Here is a 22,074-nt window from a genome sequence, read left to right on the forward strand (position 1 = left end):
CGGTGGCTCCCGCGGGTAGTGGCGGGGGTCCTCGGGTTCTATCATCGCCCGCCCCGGGACGCACACCGCGAACTGGCGGCCGTCATCGAACTCAGCGATACCTTCCGGGCAGCGGTGGAGCGGTCCGTAGAGCAGAGGCGCCCCATCCGGATTGCCCATTATGTTGTAGGGCCCGGCCATGGCGCCAAGCATGCGGTTCTCCCGCTGAATGACCTTGCGGACCTTACCAGGCTGCTGGGGCTGACGCCGGACCAATTGGACTGGTTTTCGGATACGCGCCATTGGAATCGCCGCGCCTCCAGCGGCAGTTTGCAGCATTACCGCTACGAATGGCGTGCCCGTGCCGGACGGGTTCCCCGGTTGCTTGAGGTTCCCCGACCGCGCCTCCGTGAAGTCCAGCGGAAAGTGCTGTCGCTGATTCTGAGCCGTCTTGCCGTGCATGATGCGGCACACGGCTTTGTTCCCGGACGGAGCGCAGCAACCGGTGCCCGCCCCCATGAAGGGGCCAAGGTCCTCATCAATCTGGATCTCTCAACTTTCTTCACGCGGGTGACCGCCGGCCGTGTCTACGGGGTTCTTCGTCAGGAGGGCTTCCCTGAAGCCGTGGCTCACACGATCACCGGATTGTGTACCCATTCCGTGCCGCCACGGCTGGTGACCGCGGCTCCTTCAGGCGGCCGTCTGGATGAGCGATTCGTACTGCGGCAGGCACTGGCCGTGCCGCACCTGCCGCAGGGTGCGCCGTCGTCGCCCATGCTGGCGAACCTGGCCGTCCGGCGCCTTGACCGGCGGCTGACCGGCTGGGCCGAAGCGGCCGGCGCCGTCTATACCCGCTACGCCGATGACCTCGCGTTCAGCGGTGGAGACGATCTCACCCGCCGGGCGGGCGCCTTCATCCGCGGGGTGAGGCGGATCGTGGAGGACGAGGGGCACTTCGTGAACGCCCGGAAAACGCGGGTGAGCGGCTGGAGCGTCCGCCAATCGGTCACCGGAATTGTGGTCAACGAACACACTAATGTCACCCGTAGTGAGTTCGACCGGCTGAAGGCCGTACTCCATAACTGTGTTCTCCATGGCCCGGGCTCACAGAACCGCTCCGGGCATCACGACTTTCGCTCGCATCTGCTGGGCCGGATCGCCTGGGTGGCGATGCTCAACCCGGCCCGGGGGGCAAAGCTGCGGGAAACCTTCGACAGGATCCTGTGGTGACATCTGCCGATCCTCACGCAGTTACTGTTGGAATAGCGCTCGACAAGACGCTATTCCCACGAGTCCTGCGGGCGCGTTGTATCTGAGGAGCGGCAGTGGCATTTGAGAATGACGACAGCGCAGCAGACGTTGTCGAGGATGTTTCCGACAGCAAAGCGCTCGATGTCGTTGCGCGGTTTGGGTTCGCCGTACTCGCAGTGGTGCATGTACTCATCGGGATCATTGCCCTGCAGATTGCCTTCGGTGGGAAAGGAGAAGCGGATCCCGGTGGCGCGTTGAAGCAACTGGCAATGGGGACTGCCGGTCCGTGGACAATGTGGGCCTGCGCCGTCGGCTGTCTGGGCCTGGCGCTGTGGCAATTGAGCGAAGCAACCCTGCGCGCGCGGCACCTGCCGGCCGCTCGCAGAATATTCAAGACCGTCTCGTCCGGCTCGCTCAGCGTCATTTACGGCACCATGGCCTGGACCTTTTCCCAGTTTGCTTTGGGTGGCGGACGGGACTCGAGCGAGTCGACCCGCGACTTCACAGTGGCGCTTATGCAGTCACCGTTCGGGGTGCTCATGGTGGTTTCCGTCGGCGGGACGGTGCTTGGCATCGGGATCTATTTCATGGTCAAGGGGGTTCGGCGGAAGTTCCGACCCGAGCTCCGGCGCTTCGCGGATCGGCGCCGCGGAGCGTTGGTCGACACGCTTGGGGTTGTTGGCCACGTGGCAAAGGGGATCTCCCTGGCGCTGGTCGGCGTGCTCTTCATCATTGCCGCGATCACCAGCAGCCCCCGTGAGTCCACCGGATTGGATGGGAGCCTGAAGGCGCTGCAGGAACATCCGTTTGGCGTTTTCGTGCTGATCGCCATTGCCCTCGGGCTGATCTGTTACGGCGCGTTTGCGCTGATCAGGGCAAAGTTTGGGCGGATGTAATCTACAGGGCAAGCAGCCGCCGCAGGATCACATCCACCTCGGTGAGGACAGCGTCGTCTGCGCTTCCGAACTCCTGCTCCAAGCGCAACGGCGATATCGCCCGAATGTCCTCACACTTGATGTAACTGGTGGCTTGAAGGCCGGAGGTGCCGGGTTCAATCCCAACGTGGGTTGACCGTCCACGCCGGGTTCGGGTCAGTGGTAGGACAGTAACAACGGGTGGGCGGGATTCCAGCCAAGCCTGTGCGCTCACAATGAGGACCGGGCGGCGCAGCGCCTGCTCATGACCGACGGGATCGCCCAGATCGGCGAGGTAAATGCTTCCCCTTCTCACCAGCCGCCACGCCGGCCAAGTTCATCGTCAGTTTGGTCTTCCAGATTGTCGCGTCCGGCGGAAGCTGACCGGTACTGCGCCCGTTCGCTGTCGGTGAGCGAAGAATTTTCGGAGTTCACGGCGGACCAGAAGGCCCTCTCTTCGGCCTGGTCCAAGGCGCGTGCTATAACGGTTGCCAAGGTCAGGTGATCCTGCCGGGCAACGGCCGCTAGCCGGTCCCTCAATTCTTTAGGAACCTTAATGGTGGTCGTTGAAGTCATACCCCAAAGTATACTGCGCTTCATCGTCGACCACGGGAAGGCAGGTACGATTCCTGCATGGATGCTGTCTCACATGTCGCGTCTCTATCGGAGGGGCCACCGCTTGATCCATCCCTTCGCGTCAACCTGCACTTTCATCCGGACTGAATGTTCCGCGGCACTCCAATCCTCGCCGCGATGCGTTCCGCCGGCGCGTATCTTTCGCAGTTCGAAACCGGCACCAGCAACGGCGGCCTCACCTCACACACGGACGGTGACCGCTGGCGCTGGGAGCAGCGGATTTTGGTGGAGCATACGACGACGGCGGGCCGGCATTGCGTCCGAAGTACGGTTCACTGAACCATAGGCGGCTATCCTTTGGCGGGTCGCCCAGGTTTGGTTCAGCACACTTCTGCCTGTCGCGCGGGACGTTGGGCCACGCGACTTTCTGCTACCCGGACAGCGTCTTCTCTCCAACCGATTTTGGCGTTGTCCCACGGATGGGGCTCATCGCGGTTGCCAACGCGGATGCGCGCGATCGGCTGGACGACTACATCGAGGCGCACGTTCATGGATCAATCACCCTGAATGAGGACGTCGAAGCCCTGGTTTTGGACCCGTATTTTCGCGGCACGGACGTTGAGCACCGGGCCGGCGCCTTACGGGTGCCCGTTGAATGGCACACCGGCTTTCGAGTTCACCTCGATGTGCTGCGTGCTCACGCGGCCTACCGCGGACCGGATTCCGTTGCGCTCGGCGAGAAGCTGTCCGTGAATGGGTGGTTGGACGCGCGGATGATTGGCGATGCTGCGCGATCCGGAGCCTATGCGGCGCAGGCCCTCAAACGGGTGTGGCATTGCGTGGCGCGTTTCGGTGCTGCGGAGGAGTCCGTCCCTCCTGCCTGAGGTTGGCCCGGAGATTACGTATCCGGGATCAAGCGGGCCCGAGAGTTAGCCAGATGCGTGCGCATGGCCGCCGCAGCTCCCAGCGGATCTTCCCGTTTAATCGCGTTGTGGATGGTGCTGTGTTCCTCGATGACCCGGCCGTAGTGGTGCTGTTGTGCCGCGGCATCCGGCTGCATGAGCCTGGTTTGGGGCATCGAAATCATCGTTGCACCCAGGGAGGCAAGGAGGTCAATATAGAAGCGGTTGTTGGATGCGATGGCGATGGTGCGGTGGAAGTCGAAATCAGCTTCCACTGCATTGCTGGGCAACGCCCGAGCACTCATAAATGTCTGAAGTGCCCTGTCCATTGCGGCCAGCTGGGTCTTGGTGCGACGGCGCGCGGCGAGGGCGGCCGTCTCCCCTTCCAGCCCGATCCGGAAGTCCAACAGGTCAAGGCGGTCCTGGAGAGTGCGGATGTGGTCGGGATCTGCAGTGAACGGCTGCCTGCTGGGGCGGGTCAAGACGTAGGTGCCTTTGCCACGGTAGGTTTCAACGAGTCCAGCCGGCTGGAGCCGTGAGATCGCTTCCCGTATCACGGTGCGGCTGACGGCGAATTGTTTTTCGAGGGCACTTTCTGCCGGCAGTTTGTCGCCGGGGCTGACCTTCCCGCTGATAATCTGTTGCCGGATCTGATCGACAACGCCGCTGGTGAGGTTGCTCATTTCTTACCGAATTCCACCGTGTCAGTGATCCACGCGCGAGCCTGATCGCTGAGGGTAAACCCGAGGCCGGGCCGGTTAGGGACAACCATTCTGCCGTCCTTGGTTTCGAGCCGCTCATTGAAGAGCGGATTCAGCCATTCAAAGTGCTCCACCCACGGTTCCCTCGGGTACGCGGTAGCCCGGTGCAGGTGGATTTCCATTGCGAAGTGCGGCGCCAGCTGAAGTCCCGCCTGGTCAGCCAGTGCTGCGAGACGGCGAAACGGTGTGATGCCTCCAATCCGCGGCGCATCCGGCTGATGATGTCCACAGAGCGGTTTTTGATCAGCTCGATGTGTTCGCTGACGCTCGACAGCATCTCACCGGTGGCGATTGAGGTGTCCAGGGCATTGGCCAGGTGCGCGTGGCCCTCGGCATCGTAGGCGTCCAGCGGCTCTTCGATCCACACGAGGTTGAACTGCTCCAGAACGCGTCCCATACGCATTGCGGTAGGTCTGTCCCACTGCTGATTGGCGTCCACCATGAGCGGCACCTCGGGTCCAAGATGCTCCCATACTGCGGAGACACGTGCAAGGTCCACCTTGGAATCCGGGTGGCCTACTTTGATCTTGATACCTCCAATTCCATCACTCAGCGACTGCGTGGCACGCGCCTTGACTTCTTCGATAGGCGCCTGCAGGAAACCGCCTGAGGTGTTGTAAGTCTGCACTGAATCGCGGTAGGAACCCCACAGCTTCGCGAGCGGAAGGCCGGCGCGCTTGGCTTTGGGTCATACAACGCTATGTCGAATGCCGCGATGGCCTGTGTTGCCACACCGCTGCGGCCAACAGAAGCGCCGGCCCAGAGCAGTTTTTGGTAAACGCGGCCGATGTCGTTTGGATCCTCGCCCAGCAGGCTGTGAGCTACCTCCTTCGCATGGGCGTATTGGGCTGGCCCGCCGGCGCGTTTGGAGTAACTGAAGCCGATGCCGTGGTGGCCGGCCTCGGAGGTGATTTCCGCGAAAAGAAACACGATCTCGGTCATGGGTTTTTGCCGGCCGGTGAGCACTTTCGCGTCGCTGATTGGAGTTTGCAAGGGCAGGGTCAGCGTGGAGAGCAACACGCGGCGGATGCGGTCGCTCGCGGCGCCGCCGGATGATGCAATCCGGTCTTCGGAAACGGGAAGCGTGTCGGCATGAGGCGTCCTGACGTAGGGCAATAGGTTTTAGCTATAGCACAAGTCACCATCTTGTATGACACGTAAATGAAGAGCGAGCACTCTGCACCCGACGGAGGCGAGCGCCGTCGTCGTACTTGCCCGTCGCTACCAGGCGACGCTCCCGCAGTTATGGTTGGAATAGCGCGATTTCGACGGCATTTCCAACAATGGCCGCGGAAGCGTTGGGGTTGGGAGAGGTGAAGTGCCAATGCGGCCAACAGGCAAGGACGTGGCGCGGCGCGCTGGCGTCTCGCCCAAAACCGTGTCCAACGTGCTCACGGGGACGGCCGGGGTTAGTGCGCGTACACGCACCAAGGTTGAGCAGGCCATGAAGGAGCTCAGCTATGTGCCGAACCATTCTGCCAGAAGCCTACGCAACGGCAGGTCCGGCCTGATCGGCCTTGCACTTCCGGATTTGAGCACTCCGTACTCCGCCGAGTTGGCCCATCACATTGTGGATGTAGCGCATGAGAGGGGCTACGGTGTCCAGATCGAAGAGACGGGACAGGATCCGCTGCGCGAGTTTGAGCTCATGTCCCAAGCGCGCACAAACATTATCGACGGCCTCATCCTGAATCCCATCTTCCTCGAGAAGAGCGCCGTGCAGGTGGGCGTGGCCCTTCCGCCGGTTGTGCTGCTTGGCGAGGTAAGTCAGCAGCTCGCCGACAGGGTGTGGGTGGACGGTGTGTCCGCCGCTCGTGACATGACCCTGTTGCTTGCGGCGCGGGGTCACCGGCGGATTGCGGTCCTCGGGGCGGAGCACCAGCGGTATGTAGCCACTGCGCACACCAGAACCGAGGGCTACCGGTTAGCGCTCGGCGAGCTGAATATACCTCATGACCCCTCACTGGAAATCCCGTGCGATGTGTGGAGCCCCCGGGGCAGTGCCGAGGTGATGCGGTCCTACCTGGAGACTCACGAACTGCCGGATGCCATTTTCTGCTTCACCGATTCGATGGCCATCGGTGCCCTGAGCGTGCTGTCAGCTTTGGGGTATCGGGTTCCCGACGACGTGGCCGTGGCCGGGTTCGATGACATTGCCGACGGCGAGTTCGCCAACCCGCCGCTGACAACTGTTTCCTTCAATAGGCGGGAAATGGCGGAGCGGACGATTGAAATGCTCATTCGGCGGATGGCCGACCGCCATCGTGAACCGGAAACGACGACGGTCGGCTACCGCATTATTGAGCGTGCGAGCACACTCGGAGCGCAGCGCCCGGCGCGGCCCGGGCAGTAGCAAACTTCATTGCAGAAACCCTTGTGCCAAAAATTCCATCGATGTAAAGTTGTGCCTCAGGTCACTTTTTGTCTTTCGGTATCTGCCAAGCCCCCACAACCCGCCTAATGAGGAGCGCCACGTGAAACCTTTGCCACACCACAATTCCGGACTATCGCGTCGACAGGTCCTGACCGGAGGTGCTGCCCTGCTGGGCGGAGCCTTTGCTGCCACATCGTTGGCAGGGTGCGGGGGGACTGCTGCAGGGGCGGAGACACTGCGGTTCTGGCACCTGCTTTCAGGTGGTGACGGCATCAAGATGCAGGCGATGATCGACCGCGTCAACCAGGCCACGCCCGATGTCAACGTTGTGCCCACGGTCCTGGCGTGGGGTACCCCCTACTACACGAAGTTGGCCATGGCCTCGGCAGGCGGACGCCCGCCGGAGATCGCGATCATGCACGCATCGCGGATTCCGGGATATGCACCCGGCGGACTTCTGGATGCGTGGGATATGGCGGAGATGGAGGCGCGGGGTATCACCGAGGATTCGTTCGCCGCTCCCATCTGGGCCAGCGGCCAGCTCGACGGCGGTGTCTTTTCGCTGGCGCTCGACTCGCACCCGTTCATCGCGATGTACAACACGGATGTTGCCGAGCAGGCCGGCCTGCTGGATGGCAGCGGACAGATGACCGAAATCTCGGATCCGGATACTTTTCTCGAGGCGCTGCGTGAAATGCAGGCGGTTACCGGCGTGCATGGTCTTTCCTACGGCTTCATCAACGACGGCGCGCAAATGTGGCGCCTGTTTTACACCCTGTACCGCCAGCACAATGCGGAGATGGTTCTGGAGCCAGGTCAGTCGGCCCAGGTGGACCGGGACACCGCCATTGATTGCCTTGAATTCATCACCACGCTGCTGGACGACAACATCGCTGCGAAGAGCGGCGACTACGGCACTGCCGTCGCTGAATTTGCGGGCGGAGGCTCCGGCATGTTCTTCACCGGGGTTTGGGAGTTGCCCACCATGCAGGACGCGGGCATTCCCTTCGACGCAATGACTATCCCCACGTTGTTCGGCACTCCGGCCGCGTACGCGGACTCCCACGCCTTTGTACTCCCGCACCAGAATGATTTGGATGAGATCCGGCGCTCGCAGGCGTACGACTTTGTGGCGGACATCCTCAAAGGATCAATCTCCTGGGCGGAAGCAGGCCACATCCCTGCCTATCAGCCCGTGGTCAATTCCCCTGAATATTCCGAACTCCAGCCCCAGACCAACTATGCGGACGCGGCGGAAATCATCAACTATGACCCCCGTGCCTGGTTTACAGGCTCCGGGTCCGACTTCCAGACTTTCTTCGCGGAGCATGTGCAGAACGTCTTCCTGGGTCGTGAAGCGCCGGATACAGGGTGGGATGCCTTCGTGGACCGGCTGGACACACTGTTGGCCAAGCCCAACCCCGTTTAACTGCTTAGCTGACAGAGCATGACAAAGGAGTCGACAATGAGTTCCGCTGTGATTGAGCGCCGAAAGGCGAAAACCAACAAGAACGACCTGCATGGCTGGGCATTTTCCGCCCCGTTTATTATTTTCTTCCTGCTGTTCCTGGTGTGGCCCATTTTGTACGGCATCTACATGAGCTTTACCGGCCAGACGCTGACCGGCGCCAATAACGGACTGGTGGGATTCGCCAATTACGCGGAGGCATTTGGCGATCCCGACATGTGGCGCTCCCTGGGCAACACCGTGTACTTCACCGTGATCTCCACCATTCCGCTGGTACTGATCGCACTGGGGCTTGCCGCACTGGTCAACATGGGACTTCCTGCGCAGTGGTTGTGGAGATTCTCCTTCTTTGCTCCCTTCCTGCTCGCGTCAACAGTGGTATCGCTCTTTTTCACCTGGATGTACAACCCACAGCTGGGCATCATCAACGAAATGCTGGGCAACGTGGGAATCGCGCCGGTTCCCTGGCTGAACGATCCAGCAGTCGCCATGTGGTCAATAGTCATCGCCACCGTCTGGTGGACGGTGGGGTTCAACTTTCTGCTCTATCTGGCCGCGATGCAGAACATTCCTCAGCAACACTATGAGGCCGCTTCGATTGACGGTGCCGGAGGTTGGCGGCAGTTCTTCTCGATCACGCTACCGCAGCTGGGACCCACCACGGTGCTGATTGTGATCCTGCAGATTCTCGCATCCCTGAAAGTGTTCGACCAGATTTACCAGATCACCGCTGGCGGGCCCGGCGGCGCCACCCGCTCTATTGTGCAATACGTCTTTGAAACGGGATTCACCGGATACCGGCTGGGATATTCGGCGGCAATCTCGTTCATCTTCTTCGCCCTCATCATGATCGTCTCGGTGGGCCAGATCTTCCTCAACCGCAAAAGGAGCGCATAATCATGGCCACTGCAGTACTGGACCGCAGTTCATCGGGCGTAGCGGAGGAACGGCCACAGAACCGGAGAAAAATGTCCGGCGCGAAGGTCATCGGGACAATCGTCGCGTCAATCCTGGCCGTGATCTGGCTCTTCCCGTTTGCCTGGGCGGCCGTCACAGCACTGAAGCCCGAAATCGAAGCCGCCGCCACCCCCATTACCTGGCTGCCGGCGTCGGGCTTTACCTTGGAAGCATTCGCGCAGGTTCTCAACGCCGGCAACCTCCCCACCTGGACCTGGAACTCCCTGTTCACATCAGCCGTGATCACCGCGGTGACCCTGGTGATTTCGGCGCTGTGCGGCTACGCGCTCTCGCGGATCGACTTCAGGGGCCGCAAGCTGCTCATGGGTGTGATCGTGGCGTCCATCATCATCCCGCCGCCGGTGCTGATCATTCCGCTTTTCTACCAAATGCTGGCCCTGAACCTTATTGATACCTACTGGGCGATCATCCTGCCGCAGGTCCTGCACCCTGCCATGGTGTACGTGCTCAAGAAGTTCTTCGACCAGATCCCCAAGGAACTTGAGGAAGCAGCGGTCATGGACGGCGCAAGCAGGATGCGGGTCTTCCTGCAGATTGTGCTGCCGCTCTCCAAGCCGATCATGTCCGCCGTGGCGATCTTCGTGTTCATTGGTGCGTGGAACAACTTCCTGTGGCCGTTCATCGCCACCAACGAAACGTCATTGCTCACGCTTCCTGTGGGCCTGCAGACCATTGAAAGCGCCTTCGGCATCCAGTATGCACAGAACATGGCGTCCGCACTTCTCGCGGCACTGCCCTTGATTGTTGTCTTCCTGTTCTTCCAACGGCAGATCATCAGGGGAATCTCTACCACCGGCCTCGCCGGAACCTAAAACCACCACCCGCATCGACTCTCCCCAAAGTGACCGTTTGAGCCGCTCTTGGAGCTTCAAAACGTCACTTTGGGGAGAGTCGATGAACAAAGAAGAAGGAGAAGTATGTCGCGCGCGCGCATTGTTATTGACCGGGAATTCACCGTCGGAGAAGTTCCACGCCGTCTCTTCGGCTCGTTTGTGGAACACATGGGCCGAAGCATCTACACCGGCATCTACGAACCGGGCCACCCCGAGGCCGACGACGCCGGGTTCCGCCAGGACGTCCTGAAACTTGTGAAGGAAATGGGTGCCACGGTAGTCCGCTACCCCGGCGGAAATTTTGTCTCCGGCTACAACTGGGAAGACGGCGTAGGCCCGGTGGGGGACAGGCCGCGCCGCCTGGACGGTGCCTGGCACACCCTCGAAACGAACGCTTTTGGCCTCCACGAATTTGTCGACTGGTCCAGGCAGGCCGGCGTGGAAATCATGGAAGCCATTAACCTGGGCACCAGGGGAGTGGACGCCGCCCGCGAACTGGTGGAGTACGCCAATCATCCCAGCGGAACCTACCTGTCGGATCTGCGTGCCAAGAATGGTCACAAGGATCCGTTTGATATCAAGCTCTGGTGCCTCGGCAATGAGATGGACGGGCCCTGGCAGATTGGTCACAAGACCGCCGATGAATACGGGCGGCTGGCGCAGGAAGCGGCGAAAGCCATGCGCTTTGTTGACCCGTCGCTGGAGTTGGTGGCGTGCGGCAGCTCGAATTCGAGCATGCCGACGTTCGGTGCGTGGGAGCAGACAGTGCTGACCCACACCTATGACGAGGTTGACTATATTTCTCTGCACGCCTACTACCAGGAGCACGACGGCGACGCCGGCAGTTTCCTTGCCAGCGCACAGGACATGGATCACTTCATCGAGTCCGTGGTTGCCACGGCGGATGCGGTGCGCGCGAAGGGGAAGCACAAGAAGCGCATCCACCTCTCCTTTGACGAGTGGAACGTCTGGTACACACGTCCAGGCGATGCGGACAGCCCCGGGGAAGTGGGCAACCACGGCTGGCGTGAGCACCCCCGTGTCATTGAGGATGAGTACAACGTGACGGACGCCGTCGTTGTCGGCACGTTCCTGAACTCGCTGCTGCGCCATGGCGACCGCGTGAAAATTGCCAACCAGGCGCAGCTGGTCAACGTGATCGCGCCGATCATGGCGGAGGAGAACGGGCCCGCGTGGCGGCAGACAATCTTCTGGCCGTTTGCCCGGATGGCTGCACTGGCGAAGGGGCAGATCCTGAACACACTCGTCGATTCCGACCGCTATGACAACGCGAAATTCGGCGACACCGACCTTGTGGACGTGAGCGCAACCTGGGACGAGGAGAACGGCCGCGTGGCATTCTTCTTCGCGAACCGCGGGCTGGATGAGGCCGCGGACGTGGAGGTAGCGCTCCGCGGCTTCGACGATGCACGCGTCACCCGGGCCGAAGTGCTCCAGGTCCCCGACGGGCTGGATCGCTTCGCCAGCAACAACCTCGCGAACCGGGAGCAGGTAGGCCTTGTTCCGCTGGCCGACGCCAAGGCCGCGGGCGGGGAACTCCGGGTGAGTCTGCCGCCGTTGTCGTGGGCCGTCGTCGAACTTTCCGTCGCCGCAAACTAGCTTCCAGCACTACCGAAAGGTTTCTCTGATGACCCTTGCCAGCTCGCAGGACGGCACCTACCCCCGCCCCCAGTTGGTGCGCGCACAGCACGTCCCCCTGGATGTGAAGTGCGGCTTCGCGTACGACGACGACAACGTGGGGCTCGATGGACTGTGGCACCACGACGCGAGTGCCTTTGACCGGGAAATCCAGTTGCCGTTTGCGCCCGAATCCGCGGCCTCGGGGATTGGCGACACCGGCTACCACCCTGTGGTTTGGTACCGGCTTGCGGTTGACCGCGCCGCGCTCACGACCGCCGGTTATCCACAGCAAGGTGAGCGGCTGCTGCTTCACTTCGGCGCGGTGGACTACCGCGCGGACGTGTGGGTGAACGGGGTTCACGTGGCAAGGCACGACGGCGGCCAGACCTCCTTCAGTGCGGACATCACCGCCGCGTGTACTGATGTTGAAATGCAGGAGATTGTGGTCCGCGCCGAAGACGATCCACTGGATGTCACGATGCCGCGGGGTAAACAGGACTGGGAGCCGGAACCGCACGGCATCTGGTACCACCGCACCACAGGCATTTGGCGCACCGTGTGGATCGAAGCGGTTCCTGCTGTGCACATCCGCTCGTTGGCGTGGATCCCGGATGTTCAGCGCGGTTCGGTGCGGTGCGAGATTGAGCTGAGCAGCCGCCCGGCAGGGCCGGTTGCTCTGGACGTGGTGCTCAGCCATCAGGGCGTTGACCTCGCGCGGCAACGGGTCTCCATCACGGATAGGGAGGCCGGCTTCGATGTTTCGCTGCCCTCGCAGCGGAACGGCCAGAACCATGAGCGGCTCCTGTGGTCGCCGGAAAACCCCACCCTGATCGACGCGGCCGTCACCCTTGGTGAGGATTCCGACGTCGTGCATTCCTACTTTGGCCTGCGCTCCACTGCGGTGGCGGAAGGGCAGTTTCTGCTCAACGACCGTCCCGTGTACGTTCGCTCGGTGCTGGAACAGGGTTACTGGCCGGATTCCCACTTCACCGCGCCGGGAGTGGCGGCGCTCCGGGAAGAGGTTGAACTGATCCTTTCCCTGGGTTTCAATGCTGCACGGATCCACCAGAAAGTTGAGGACCCCCGCTTCCTGTACTGGTGCGACCGGTTGGGCCTGATGATCTGGGGCGAAACTGCCGGGGCATACCAATTCAGTGCGACGGCGGTTGCGCGGCTGACCACGGAATGGCTGGACATTGTGCGCGCGTACCGCTCGCATCCGTCGATCGTCACGTGGGTGCCGCTGAACGAATCGTGGGGCGTGCAGCACGGTGCGCATGATCCGGCGCAGAGGGCCTACGGGCTGGCGCTCACCAATCTGACGCGGGCACTGGATCCAACCCGGCCGGTGATTTCCAATGACGGGTGGGAGCACACGGATTCGGATATGTGGACGTTCCACGACTACGAGTCCTCGGGAGAGGCGCTCCTTGCCCGCTACGCGGACCGGGCGGGCATCAACGCAATGATCCGTGGGCTGGGGCCGGTGGGCAGGCGAATGTCGGTGCTGCCGGTGCCGCCCGTTGATCTGGAGGAAAAACCTGTCATGCTCACCGAGTTCGGGGGAGTTTCCTACGCGCCCGGCACAGAGTTTGAGGACAGCTGGGGTTACTCGACGGCGTCGAATGCTGACGATTTCGAGTCCCGCGTTGGTGAGATTGTCGGGGCGGTGAGGGCGGCGTCGTCGTTGGTTGGGTTCTGCTACACGCAGCTGACTGATACACGTCAGGAAACAAATGGATTGTGCACCGAGGACCGGAAGCCGAAACTGCCGGCGGAGGTGATTGCCGGGATCATCAGGGGGTAGGAAAGGGTGGGGTTCTGTGGCATGGGGTCCACGCACAGTGCCGCGGCATCGAACAGTTGACCTTCTCCTACTCCACGCTGGATGGATCGGGCTCACTGGTGTCATTTCCCTGCGGCGAGCCGCAGTGGTTCAGCGTATCGGTGCCCACTGACGGGTACTTCCTGCAGTTCAACGGACCTGTCGAACAAACCTCTGACGTGACGTATATCTACGCTGTCGTGAATAATCGGGTCACCGCCCGCAAGCCAGGCGCCACCGTCGCGGGGGAGTCCCACGTTGACCACCAGCAGGTCCGGCCAGGTGGCAGGATCGGCCAGCGACTCCAGCGCTGCATCGACGTCGGGCGATTCCCACAGCAACACCGACGGAGCGCAGCAATGCAGCCACCGCTGCGGAAGTCTCGGCAAACGGATGCCATGGGTCGGCGTACCGTCCGGTGCCGCTGAGCAAGAGTGCTGTGGTCATAGTCAGTCTGCCTTTCGCTTCTGCACCACTCTATTCACCGACCCGATGCCCCGCAGTTGTCCGGCCCGGCATCCTGGGCAACCTCACGCAGGGCGGTGAGTACGGTATGGATCAGCCGTGCCCGTGTTGGTCGGGTTCGGGTGTGGGCGACGATGCGGCGGTGAACCGTGGGATCGGTCAGCGGCCGGGTTGTGAGAGCGGCGGGCAACCCTGCGACGGCGATGCGGGGCAACACGGTGATTCCCAATCCAGCCGCAGCGAGGCTGACTGCCGCGTGGTGGTCATCCAGGCGTGCGACGTAGCGGGGGCTGAAGCCCGCGCTCTGGCAGGCACTGGCCAGAATCTGCCCGGTAGGGCCGTCGTGGATGTCATGGTCGATCCAGGGCTGGTCCCTCAGTTCGGCCAGAGAGATCACCTGTCTCCCTGCCAGGACGTGGTCAATAGGCAACACCACGCAGAAGTCCTCTTCAGCGAGGACATTGCGACGGTACCCCTCCAGCCGGTCACCGGGAGCGTCGAGTGCTTCGTTGCGCACGTCAACATCGGGCATCCGGCGCCCGCCGGTGGGATGCAGTTCGCTGATGCTCACTTCCACCACCACGTTTGGTGAGGTCTTGCGAAGTTCAGTCACCACATGCGGGATCCATGCCTGCGCGACGGAGGCGAAACAGGCGATGGCAATCTGTTCGGCCCGTCCTTCGCGAAGGTCCTTCACGGTGCGCTCGAGCCGTTCGAGGCTGACCAGTGCGTCCTCGCTGGCATCGGCGAGGTGACGTGCGGCTGGAGTGGCCTCGATGCCCCGGCCATTCTTTTCGAACAGGACCAGACCTGTTTGCCGGGCCAGCGACTGGAGGTGCTGGCTGATGGTGGCCGGTGCGAAGTGGAGATTGCGTGCGGCCGCGTGGACCGAGCCCGCCGCGATCACGGCACGAAGAATGGTGAGCCGATGTGGATCCAACATTCCCCCATTGTAAGGCGATACCTGCCAATGATGCGGAAATATTTGCTGGTACTAATCAATACTGGGGTGGCACCGTGGTTCTCATGAGCACATCGACTTATCTTGCCCTGCTGGGGGTGGCAGTGGTGCTTGCTGTTACCCCGGGCCCGGACACCATGGTGACGCTCAGCTTCGCTTTGCGCGAGCGGCGTGCGGGGCTTCTGGCGGCACTTGGCACCACGGTGGGCGTGTTTGGCTGGGCAGCCCTGGTGGCCGTGGGAGTGGCAGCCTTCCTGAAGGACTCGCCCGTGGCGTTCCAGGCCCTGCAACTCTTTGGCGGCGCGTACCTGCTCTTCCTGGGATTCCGCGCGGTGTCCGCATATCGGGCAGCCCCGTCCGCTCCGGAGCGCGGACTGATTCCACCGGCTGGTCCGGCGGGCAGCAATCAGGACCTGCCCAATGGTGCGGGTACGACGACGGCGGTCAGGCCGCGTACTGCGGCGCCACAGCGGACGTCCCGGTCAGCTTTCATGGCGGGCCTGCTTTGCTGCCTCACCAATCCGAAGACGGGGCTTTTCTTCCTGGCACTTCTGCCCCAGTTCACGCCGCCAGACGCGGGCGCCCTGTTTGTGGTGGTGGTGATGGGAGGAACTGTCGCCGCGACGCTCGGAATCTATCTGGTCGGGATAGCTCTGGCAGCGCACACGGCCAGTACCTGGCTCAACCGTTCACACGTGACCCGGTGGATAGACCTGATCTCCGGTGGCGTCTTCGCTCTGCTGGGTCTGGTGATCACCGTTCCGGTGGTTGCCGCCTGGTTCTGACCGGGCGGAGCGTTGGACGTAGCAGGAGTGGGATTGTCAGCAACGTGCTAAACAGATAGTAACCAAAAGGAGCACGTGTGAATCAGCTCAGCCTTGGAATTATGGCGCACTCGAGCAAGCCAAATGAGCGCCGGCTGCCAATCCACCCACATCATTTCAGCCGTATCGACGCAGACCTGCTGCAGCGGATTCGCCTGGAGCACGGCTATGGTGACCGTTTTGGCGTGCCGGACGCGCAGCTGGAACCGCTGGTCGCCGGCTTCTCAACCCGCGAAGAACTGATCGCCGAAAGCGATGTGATACTGCTGCCCAAGCCGTTGGCAGCCGATGTTGCCCAGCTGCGGGATGGCCAGGTGCTCTGGGGATGGCCGCACTGCGTCCAGGACCGCGAGCTTACCCAGCACGCCATTGATCGGAAACTGACCCTGATCGCTTTTGAAGCGATGAACCACTGGACGGCCGGCGTTTCCTTCAATCTGCACGTGTTCCACAAGAACAACGAGCTGGCCGGGTACTCATCCGTGCTGCATGCCCTTCAGCTGGTTGGTTCCACCGGTGATTATGGCCGGCGCCTGAAGGCTGTGGTGATCGGCTTCGGTGCGACTGCCCGTGGCGCTGTCACAGCGCTGAAGGCGCAGGGCGTGCACGACGTCGATGTCCTCACCGGACGCGCGGTCACCGCCGTCGGCTCGCCAATACATTCGGCGAGGATCCTGCAGTTTGAGCACGACGACGCCGATCCGCGCCGCAGCAGTGTCCTTGAGGAGAACGGGCGTGTGCCTTTGGCTGGGTTCCTGGCCGAGCATGATCTGATCGTCAACTGCGTCCTGCAGGACCCCAACTCGCCGCTGACGTTCCTCATCGACGAGGACCTGTCCACGCTGGCTCCCGGAACGTTGATAGTGGATGTGTCTTGTGACGAGGGAATGGGCTTCAGCTGGGCGAGGCCCACCTCATTCGACGACCCTATGTTCCGGGTCGGCAACAATGTCCGTTACTACGGAGTTGACCACAGTCCGTCCTACCTGTGGGATTCCGCAACGTGGGAAATCAGCGAGGCGCTGCTGCCGTACCTTCGCACGGTCCTTGACGGACCCCAGACGTGGGAGGCTGACGACGTGCTTCGCCACGCCGTCGAAATCAGCCGGGGTGTCATCCGCAACCCGAACATCCTGTCCTTCCAGGGCAGGGCGGCGGAGTACCCTCACGCGCCCTAGCTGTTGCTGGAGGCCGGGTTGCGCCTTCGGCTACCGTCTCACCCCTGCAGAGTGCATCAAATCCAGCGCCAACGCGGCAGTCCAGCTGAAATTACGTGTGCCGTGCGGTGCGCCGGTTGCGGGGTCGACGTATTCGGGGAAGCCATGTTCGAGTGCAAGCGTTTGGAGGTTGGCGGCGAGCCGGTCCGCCTCGGCGTCGTGAGAGCCGTGGACCCGCAGGCCGAAGATTACAAGCCAGGTCATGTTGAACCACGCCGGTCCGCGCCAGTACTGGCCAGATTCGAAGTCTTCCGCACGCATGTCATAGCTGGGCACCATATAAGGACCGCTGCCCAGGAATCCCGGCCCCATGAGCGTTTCCAGGACGGCGTCCGCGTGCACCAGCCCGGGCAGGATCAGCGGGATAATACCGGAAATCGTGGGCTTCCGGACCAGGGAACCGGTGGTGACGTCCCGGGCAACATACAGCCCCAAGGAGTCGTCGTAGAGGTTAACAAGCGCATCCGTCAGCTCCTGCGCGCGCTGTTCGTGGCTGCTGGGGTCGGCTCCGATCGCGCAGGCAATCTCCGCCAACGCAAGCTCTGACCGCGCCCAGAGCGCGTTGAACGTGGGGTCCTCCAGAACAAAGCTGTCCCCACCGCCGAGGTCGTCGCAACCATGGTCACGGTACTGTTCGGCAAGCCAGAAATAGCGGCCATACTCCTTGGCACTCGGTCTTTCACCGGCATCGGCGTGTTCCAAATCCGGCCGGCGGATCTTGTGCTGCGGAGTATCGGGGACACGAGCCAGTGCCTCGTCCCAGAGCGGGGAGTTATCCATCCCGGATTCCCATGGGTGGACCACGCTCGCCAACCCGTTCCCGCTGCGGGTCCGCCGGACGGCAAGGTACCCATGCCAGGCAACCAGACGCGGGTATACCCGGGCAAGGAATCCATTCCGCTCCGAGGCGCCGGGGTTAGTGCGGTGCACTTCCCAGGCGGCCCAGGCGTGGTTGGGCGGCTGAATGAGTCCGGTGGTGGGGACCACCGGCGCAGCAGGCAGATCGGTCGAACGCCAGAAAGAGGCACCCGGCGAGTAGTCGTCATCGCGGCTGACGTCATAGATGATCTGGGGCAGGCGGCCGTCGTCCCACTGACCGTTGAGGATTGACTCGAGCTCACGCTGGGCACGGTCAGGGTCTATATGACGCAATCCAAGCGCTATGAATCCTGAGTCCCAACTCCACTGATGGGGGTAGAGGCCACTGGCGGGGAGAGTGTGCGAGCCCGCCCAATTTTGGTTGAGGACTGAAACCGCAGCGTTGAACAACGAGGCCGGGACGGGCGAGGCGGTCATGACACTCCATTCGAGGGTTGGAAGGACATCAGGCACCTGGTGCCGGAAGATCGGGAAACGGGCTGGGTGGAGGTGCATTGCCGAGAATCCGGCGGGTTGCCTCCAGCCCCCACTCATCAAGTTCCGCGATGCGGTCGGAGGCTGAACGCAGACCGCCAAAGCGTTCGACGACGGCGGCCCACGGCTCGCGCAGCGCGAACGTCGGACGGGCAACCAGACAGTCAGGATCATTGACCCAGAACCGTCCGTGCTGCCAGGCGCGGGCTGTGGTTCCCATTGCGCCGCGCAATTCGCCGCGGGCGTCCGGAGCATCCTCGTGGAACGTGTCGGGGGACACCCGCATGCCATTCACCAGCCCCACGCTGGGCAGTATGGGAGCACCGCAGCCCAGCAGAAAACTATCCGGTCCGACGGCGTCGCGAATCAGTTCCAGCCCCGACCGGTAGGCCTCAACCGCCGTCAGGTCGCCGTGCCTGTCACCGGGCAGGGCGCCGCCGTAGAGGAAATCGAGCTTGAAGTAGTCGAAGCCGTCCTCGCGTAGGTTCCGAAAGCTGGTCCACAAATAGTCACGCAGAGCCGGATTGGTCAGGTCAAGGCCGTGAAGGTCCTGTCCCCAGTTGAACCCGGCCTCACCCAGCAGCCAGTCAGGGTGGTTCTGTGCCAGTTCACTCCCGGCACCGGCCATGAAGGGAGCCAGCCAGATTCCTGCCCGCCGCCCGGTCTGTTGGATGCGCTGAGCCAGACCGGGCAGGGAACCGAACTTTTGCTGCAGCGGAGTCCAGTCGCCAACGCCGGCCTCCCAGCCGTCGTCGAGCTGGATGACATCCACGGGAAGGTTCAGCCGCTCAATCGCCTCAAGGTTCTCAAGCAGATCCTGCTCAACCACGTTTTCGAAGTAGCGGTACCAGCTGCACCACACCGCCGGGGGATTCTCCAACGGTGGCACTGAAGCAGCGGCGGCGAACGTGTCGCCGAACTGCGCAAGACCGGCCGCAGTATCGGCCGCTTCGAACATGGACACGGGTCCATTCGCGGTGACCATGAGGGTATCGCCTGCGAGTTCGGCGCGGATTGACGGTATTTCTCCCGTGGTTGGGGCACCATAAACCCGAACCGGGGCGCCGGTGCCCGGATTAATGACCAGCAGTCCCTCACCGTGGAAACCCGTGGCTGGCTGTTCAGCACCGGCGCGGAACCGCATGAGATGACGCAACGTCGATTCGGGCCGGCGGGACGTCCCGGAGACGCCGTAGGACGTCGTCGGGCTCCAGCTCTGCCAGCCTTCCTCATAGACCCTGCCGTGGACCGGCGAGACAGTGACCTCATCAACCGATGTAAAAGTCATTCAATTCTCAATTCGTTCAGAGCTGCAGGGAGGGCGTCGGCTGGGGCCTTGCGCCGTCGTCGGCGGATGCCCGGGCGGCGAGCATGAGTTCGAGGGACGCCACATTGTGAACGACACTGTTATAGGGCTGGCGGTCCTCCGCGATCGCACACATCAGCTCGCCCATGGCGCCAGCGAAGCCGTCCACGAACCATTGGCCCTCAAGCGCATACTGCGTGACGACGGCGCCCCGCTCCAGTTCCAGCCGGTCGGAGCCTCCGAGTACGCTGCCCCGGATAGTGCCCTCCGTGCCGTGAATCCAGAAAGGACAGGAAGGCTTCTTCGTCCTGACGTCTCCAACCACCCTCAGGAGAGCGTGCGCACCGTCCGTGCAGGCGAACTGGATCGAGGCGGACCAGGGGTTCTTCGCAGTCGATGGTTGCCCCGGGAGCCGCGCGTCGTGCGCCTGGACCCACGCCATTTCCTTTCCGGCGAGCCAGCAGCGGGTGATGTCAATCCAGTGCATCAGGTAATCGGTGATGAGCATGTGGGGCATGTCGTCGAAGTGGGTGCCGGCGATCGGCGGCAGGGGTTTGTCGTGCAGATGGGTCACGCCCACAACCTCACCGATCGCACCATCCTCGATGAGGAGCGTTGCCAGCCGCCAGGCCGGCGCCCACCGTGCGTTTTGGTTGACGGCGATCCACACGCCGCGGTCTTCCGCTTCGGCCAGGATCGGAGCCAATCCATCCAGATCCGTGGTGAGCGGCTTCTGGGCGAGCACATGCTTGCCGGCTGAGACTGCAGCGGCCAACCATACGAGTCGATCCTCTGCGGGCGTTGCGAGGTCCACTATTCCGACGTCCGGATCCGCCAGCAGCTCCTCCGGCGAAGCGTAGACGCGCCGTACCGAACTGAACCGCTCAGCGATATCCGCCGTCGTCGTCGGTGTCCTGCTCCAGACCCCGGCGACGTCCAGGCCGTACTTCTCGTAGGCGGGCAGATGCGCCGTCTGCGCAATGCCGCCGCAGCCCAGGATCCCGATCGAGGGCTGTGTGCCTGCGGGGAACTGGGGGAGATAGTTGGGGAGAGTAGCGGAGGGCATCATCGCGGCCCTTTCTCCAACATGGCGACGACCAGCCCGGTCCAGGACTGCGGAATGGCACCGAGGCCCTCGCCCGTTTCGGGATTCCAATATTCCGCCCATCCGCTCTCAACGGCCGCGCGCACCGTCCGGTCCGAGAGCCGACCGGCCGCCTCTGTGCGGCCCCAGCGGAGTTCAGCGAGCCAGAACAAATAGTTCAAGGGTGGCCAGGCGGTACCCCTCCAATATGTCCCCGGATCGTACGAGGGATGCGTCCGTGCCACGTTTGTGGGCCCGTAGTCGCTGCCGAACCGCGCCGGGTCTTCGAGCTGGTTCAGCGCAGCTTCCGCCTTTGTCCGATCTGTAGTCACCAGGGCACCCATCACGCCGTCGCTGGTGGGTATTCGCGCTGAAGCGCCGCCGCCAACCAGAGCGAGGTCGGACCACAGCTGCTCATCCTCGTCCCAGAGGTACGTGTCCATTGCAGTGCTCAGCAGTTGCGCGCGATCGGTCAGTTCGCCATCGTCCAGCGCGGCTCCGAGCTCGGCGAAGTTGAACGCCACGTAGGCGTTGAAACTGGCGGGGCAGGTGACGAACACAGAGGACCACTGCGCGGCGCCGTCGTCGGCGAAGGAGATATCCTGCATCCGGTCCTTGTTCCACGCGGTCCGCGCGGGCCGGCTGTAGTCCGCTTTGGTTCGGCCTGGCGCCCCCCAATCGTCCCAGCGGGGGGAATGGTCGTTACCGCCTTCCCAGGGATGAACAATATAGATCAGGCCATCGTCGGTGCGGCGGTGCTCCCACAGCCAATCGAGACCCCTGCGTGCCCGGGCTATGGTCTCGGTGGAAGGTTTGAGTCCCTGCTCCCTCAGGACCTTGATCGCGTGGCCGAACATGGGTGGTTGGGTCAGGGAGGACGACGACGCCAACGGTCCAAGCCAGGTGTCGGCCGGCCCGCCGCCGTATCTCATATGCGGAACCATGCCGTCCGCGAGCTGTCCTTCAAGAACCGCATCCAGTTCCCTGAGTGCCCGGCTGTCACCGAGGTTGGCCCAGATGATCGCATGGAAGCAGGAATCCCAGAGCCACAGGTGGGGGTAGGTTCCGGGATTCGGCACGCACCAGCCGCGATCATCGTCCCAGTGAGCCTCAAGGAGGGAACGCACCTGATCGGTCCGTTCCTGGGGAGTTGGTTGCCTGTTCATGGCGTCGGTGCTCCTTCGAAGCGCAGCACGGTTTGCAGGGTCTCGGGTGCGCCCTCATCGAGACGGCGGAAAGCCTCACCCACATCCTGGGCATCCACGACATCGGAGATCAACGGGGCGACGTCGACGGCACCCGCAGCCAGCTGCCCCATGAACACCGTTACCAGCCGCGCCGGAGTCCAGCGGGTGCCAAGGC

19 protein-coding genes and 3 pseudogenes are annotated in these 22,074 nt (G+C 62.7%); 11 read left to right on the forward strand and 11 right to left on the reverse strand.

Annotated elements, in window-relative coordinates; all coding sequences use genetic code 11:
• The coding region (locus tag Y708_RS0115520; RefSeq protein WP_216699814.1) for a reverse transcriptase family protein at positions 1–1,209 on the forward strand (1,209 nt) is incomplete at its 5' end.
• A 95-nt stretch (positions 1,210–1,304) separates the two neighbouring features.
• The gene (locus Y708_RS0115525) at positions 1,305–2,126 is read left to right on the forward strand and encodes a DUF1206 domain-containing protein (RefSeq protein WP_028280630.1); all 822 of its coding nucleotides are present in this window, start codon (positions 1,305–1,307) and stop codon (positions 2,124–2,126) included.
• 1 nt (position 2,127) lies between these two features.
• On the opposite strand, the gene Y708_RS0115530 is transcribed toward Y708_RS0115525, so the two are convergent.
• Together Y708_RS0115530 and Y708_RS0115535 are read right to left on the reverse strand one after the other, a co-directional pair.
• Positions 2,128–2,460, reverse strand: a complete 333-nt coding sequence (locus tag Y708_RS0115530) for a type II toxin-antitoxin system PemK/MazF family toxin (protein ID WP_028280631.1) — start codon at positions 2,458–2,460, stop codon at positions 2,128–2,130.
• On the reverse strand, positions 2,457–2,720 hold the full coding sequence (locus Y708_RS0115535; protein ID WP_028280632.1) for a hypothetical protein: 264 nt from the start codon (positions 2,718–2,720) through the stop codon (positions 2,457–2,459). The genes Y708_RS0115530 and Y708_RS0115535 overlap by 4 nt, the downstream gene beginning before the upstream one ends.
• Positions 2,721–2,897: 177 nt before the next feature.
• Between Y708_RS0115535 and Y708_RS25585 the strand changes: the two are divergent.
• Positions 2,898–3,604: pseudogene (locus tag Y708_RS25585) on the forward strand (DUF3626 domain-containing protein).
• Positions 3,605–3,618: 14 nt separating this feature from the next.
• Here Y708_RS25585 and Y708_RS0115545 read toward each other — a convergent pair.
• Complete coding sequence (locus Y708_RS0115545) at positions 3,619–4,305, reverse strand: FadR/GntR family transcriptional regulator (protein ID WP_028280633.1); 687 nt, start codon at positions 4,303–4,305, stop codon at positions 3,619–3,621.
• Positions 4,302–5,445: pseudogene (locus tag Y708_RS25590) on the reverse strand (mandelate racemase/muconate lactonizing enzyme family protein). Before Y708_RS25590 ends, Y708_RS0115545 begins: the two are co-directional and overlap by 4 nt.
• 262 nt (positions 5,446–5,707) lie before the next feature.
• On the opposite strand from Y708_RS25590, the gene Y708_RS0115555 reads away from it, so the two are divergent.
• From Y708_RS0115555 to Y708_RS0115580, 6 genes are all read left to right on the forward strand, one after another.
• Positions 5,708–6,736, forward strand: coding sequence for a LacI family DNA-binding transcriptional regulator (locus Y708_RS0115555; RefSeq protein ID WP_028280634.1), 1,029 nt, complete (start codon positions 5,708–5,710; stop codon positions 6,734–6,736).
• A gap of 121 nt (positions 6,737–6,857) precedes the next feature.
• Positions 6,858–8,186, forward strand: a complete 1,329-nt coding sequence (locus tag Y708_RS0115560; protein WP_028280635.1) for an extracellular solute-binding protein — start codon at positions 6,858–6,860, stop codon at positions 8,184–8,186.
• Between the two features lie 36 nt (positions 8,187–8,222).
• Positions 8,223–9,122: a carbohydrate ABC transporter permease gene (locus Y708_RS0115565; protein WP_051479056.1), complete on the forward strand. Its 900-nt coding sequence runs from the start codon at positions 8,223–8,225 to the stop codon at positions 9,120–9,122.
• Between the two features lie 2 nt (positions 9,123–9,124).
• Positions 9,125–10,015 (forward strand): carbohydrate ABC transporter permease, encoded by an 891-nt coding sequence (locus Y708_RS0115570; RefSeq protein WP_028280637.1) that lies wholly within the window; start codon positions 9,125–9,127, stop codon positions 10,013–10,015.
• Between the two features lie 105 nt (positions 10,016–10,120).
• The gene (locus Y708_RS0115575; RefSeq protein WP_028280638.1) at positions 10,121–11,656 is read left to right on the forward strand and encodes an arabinosylfuranosidase ArfA; all 1,536 of its coding nucleotides are present in this window, start codon (positions 10,121–10,123) and stop codon (positions 11,654–11,656) included.
• Positions 11,657–11,684: 28 nt separating this feature from the next.
• Positions 11,685–13,484, forward strand: a complete 1,800-nt coding sequence (locus Y708_RS0115580) for a glycoside hydrolase family 2 TIM barrel-domain containing protein (protein ID WP_035776595.1) — start codon at positions 11,685–11,687, stop codon at positions 13,482–13,484.
• Positions 13,485–13,585: 101 nt separating this feature from the next.
• On the opposite strand, the gene Y708_RS0115585 is transcribed toward Y708_RS0115580, so the two are convergent.
• Together Y708_RS0115585 and Y708_RS0115590 are read right to left on the reverse strand one after the other, a co-directional pair.
• A complete protein-coding gene (locus Y708_RS0115585) occupies positions 13,586–13,846 on the reverse strand; it encodes a hypothetical protein (protein WP_028280640.1) in 261 nt (86 codons plus the stop codon).
• A gap of 137 nt (positions 13,847–13,983) precedes the next feature.
• Entirely contained in the window at positions 13,984–14,910 is a 927-nt protein-coding gene (locus Y708_RS0115590) for a LysR family transcriptional regulator (protein ID WP_028280641.1), read from the reverse strand.
• Positions 14,911–14,993: 83 nt separating this feature from the next.
• Between Y708_RS0115590 and Y708_RS25595 the strand changes: the two genes are divergently transcribed.
• On the forward strand, positions 14,994–15,713 hold the full coding sequence (locus Y708_RS25595; RefSeq protein WP_051479057.1) for a LysE family translocator: 720 nt from the start codon (positions 14,994–14,996) through the stop codon (positions 15,711–15,713).
• Between the two features lie 101 nt (positions 15,714–15,814).
• The gene (locus Y708_RS0115600) at positions 15,815–16,930 is read left to right on the forward strand and encodes a N(5)-(carboxyethyl)ornithine synthase (RefSeq protein ID WP_051479060.1); all 1,116 of its coding nucleotides are present in this window, start codon (positions 15,815–15,817) and stop codon (positions 16,928–16,930) included.
• 30 nt (positions 16,931–16,960) lie between these two features.
• Here Y708_RS0115600 and Y708_RS0115605 read toward each other — a convergent pair whose 3' ends face one another.
• From Y708_RS0115605 to Y708_RS29945, 5 genes and pseudogenes are all read right to left on the reverse strand, one after another.
• Positions 16,961–18,265, reverse strand: coding sequence for an MGH1-like glycoside hydrolase domain-containing protein (locus Y708_RS0115605; protein ID WP_035776596.1), 1,305 nt, complete (start codon positions 18,263–18,265; stop codon positions 16,961–16,963).
• A gap of 28 nt (positions 18,266–18,293) precedes the next feature.
• Complete coding sequence (locus Y708_RS25600; protein ID WP_051479058.1) at positions 18,294–19,610, reverse strand: glycoside hydrolase family 36 protein; 1,317 nt, start codon at positions 19,608–19,610, stop codon at positions 18,294–18,296.
• Positions 19,611–19,626: 16 nt separating this feature from the next.
• Positions 19,627–20,697 (reverse strand): Gfo/Idh/MocA family protein, encoded by a 1,071-nt coding sequence (locus Y708_RS0115615; RefSeq protein ID WP_028280644.1) that lies wholly within the window; start codon positions 20,695–20,697, stop codon positions 19,627–19,629.
• Positions 20,694–21,878, reverse strand: coding sequence for an MGH1-like glycoside hydrolase domain-containing protein (locus Y708_RS25605; RefSeq protein ID WP_051479059.1), 1,185 nt, complete (start codon positions 21,876–21,878; stop codon positions 20,694–20,696). Before Y708_RS25605 ends, Y708_RS0115615 begins: the two co-directional genes overlap by 4 nt.
• Positions 21,875–22,074, reverse strand: a pseudogene (locus Y708_RS29945) (oxidoreductase); the annotation flags it as partial. The gene Y708_RS25605 and the pseudogene Y708_RS29945, both read right to left, overlap by 4 nt.

Origin of the sequence: Arthrobacter sp. H5 (assembly GCF_000520595.1) — a bacterium.
Classification (GTDB): Bacteria; Actinomycetota; Actinomycetes; order Actinomycetales; family Micrococcaceae; genus Arthrobacter_D.

Coding starts and splice junctions, on each gene's coding strand:
- Y708_RS0115535 (WP_028280632.1), bottom strand. CDS start 2,720: ATGACTTCAACGACCACCATTAAGGTTCCTAAAGAATTGAGGGACCGG.
- Y708_RS0115545 (WP_028280633.1), bottom strand. CDS start 4,305: ATGAGCAACCTCACCAGCGGCGTTGTCGATCAGATCCGGCAACAGATT.
- Y708_RS0115555 (WP_028280634.1), top strand. CDS start 5,708: ATGCGGCCAACAGGCAAGGACGTGGCGCGGCGCGCTGGCGTCTCGCCC.
- Y708_RS0115565 (WP_051479056.1), top strand. CDS start 8,223: ATGAGTTCCGCTGTGATTGAGCGCCGAAAGGCGAAAACCAACAAGAAC.
- Y708_RS0115570 (WP_028280637.1), top strand. CDS start 9,125: ATGGCCACTGCAGTACTGGACCGCAGTTCATCGGGCGTAGCGGAGGAA.
- Y708_RS0115575 (WP_028280638.1), top strand. CDS start 10,121: ATGTCGCGCGCGCGCATTGTTATTGACCGGGAATTCACCGTCGGAGAA.
- Y708_RS0115580 (WP_035776595.1), top strand. CDS start 11,685: ATGACCCTTGCCAGCTCGCAGGACGGCACCTACCCCCGCCCCCAGTTG.
- Y708_RS0115590 (WP_028280641.1), bottom strand. CDS start 14,910: ATGTTGGATCCACATCGGCTCACCATTCTTCGTGCCGTGATCGCGGCG.
- Y708_RS25595 (WP_051479057.1), top strand. CDS start 14,994: ATGAGCACATCGACTTATCTTGCCCTGCTGGGGGTGGCAGTGGTGCTT.
- Y708_RS0115600 (WP_051479060.1), top strand. CDS start 15,815: ATGGCGCACTCGAGCAAGCCAAATGAGCGCCGGCTGCCAATCCACCCA.
- Y708_RS0115605 (WP_035776596.1), bottom strand. CDS start 18,265: ATGACCGCCTCGCCCGTCCCGGCCTCGTTGTTCAACGCTGCGGTTTCA.
- Y708_RS25600 (WP_051479058.1), bottom strand. CDS start 19,610: ATGACTTTTACATCGGTTGATGAGGTCACTGTCTCGCCGGTCCACGGC.
- Y708_RS0115615 (WP_028280644.1), bottom strand. CDS start 20,697: ATGATGCCCTCCGCTACTCTCCCCAACTATCTCCCCCAGTTCCCCGCA.
- Y708_RS25605 (WP_051479059.1), bottom strand. CDS start 21,878: ATGAACAGGCAACCAACTCCCCAGGAACGGACCGATCAGGTGCGTTCC.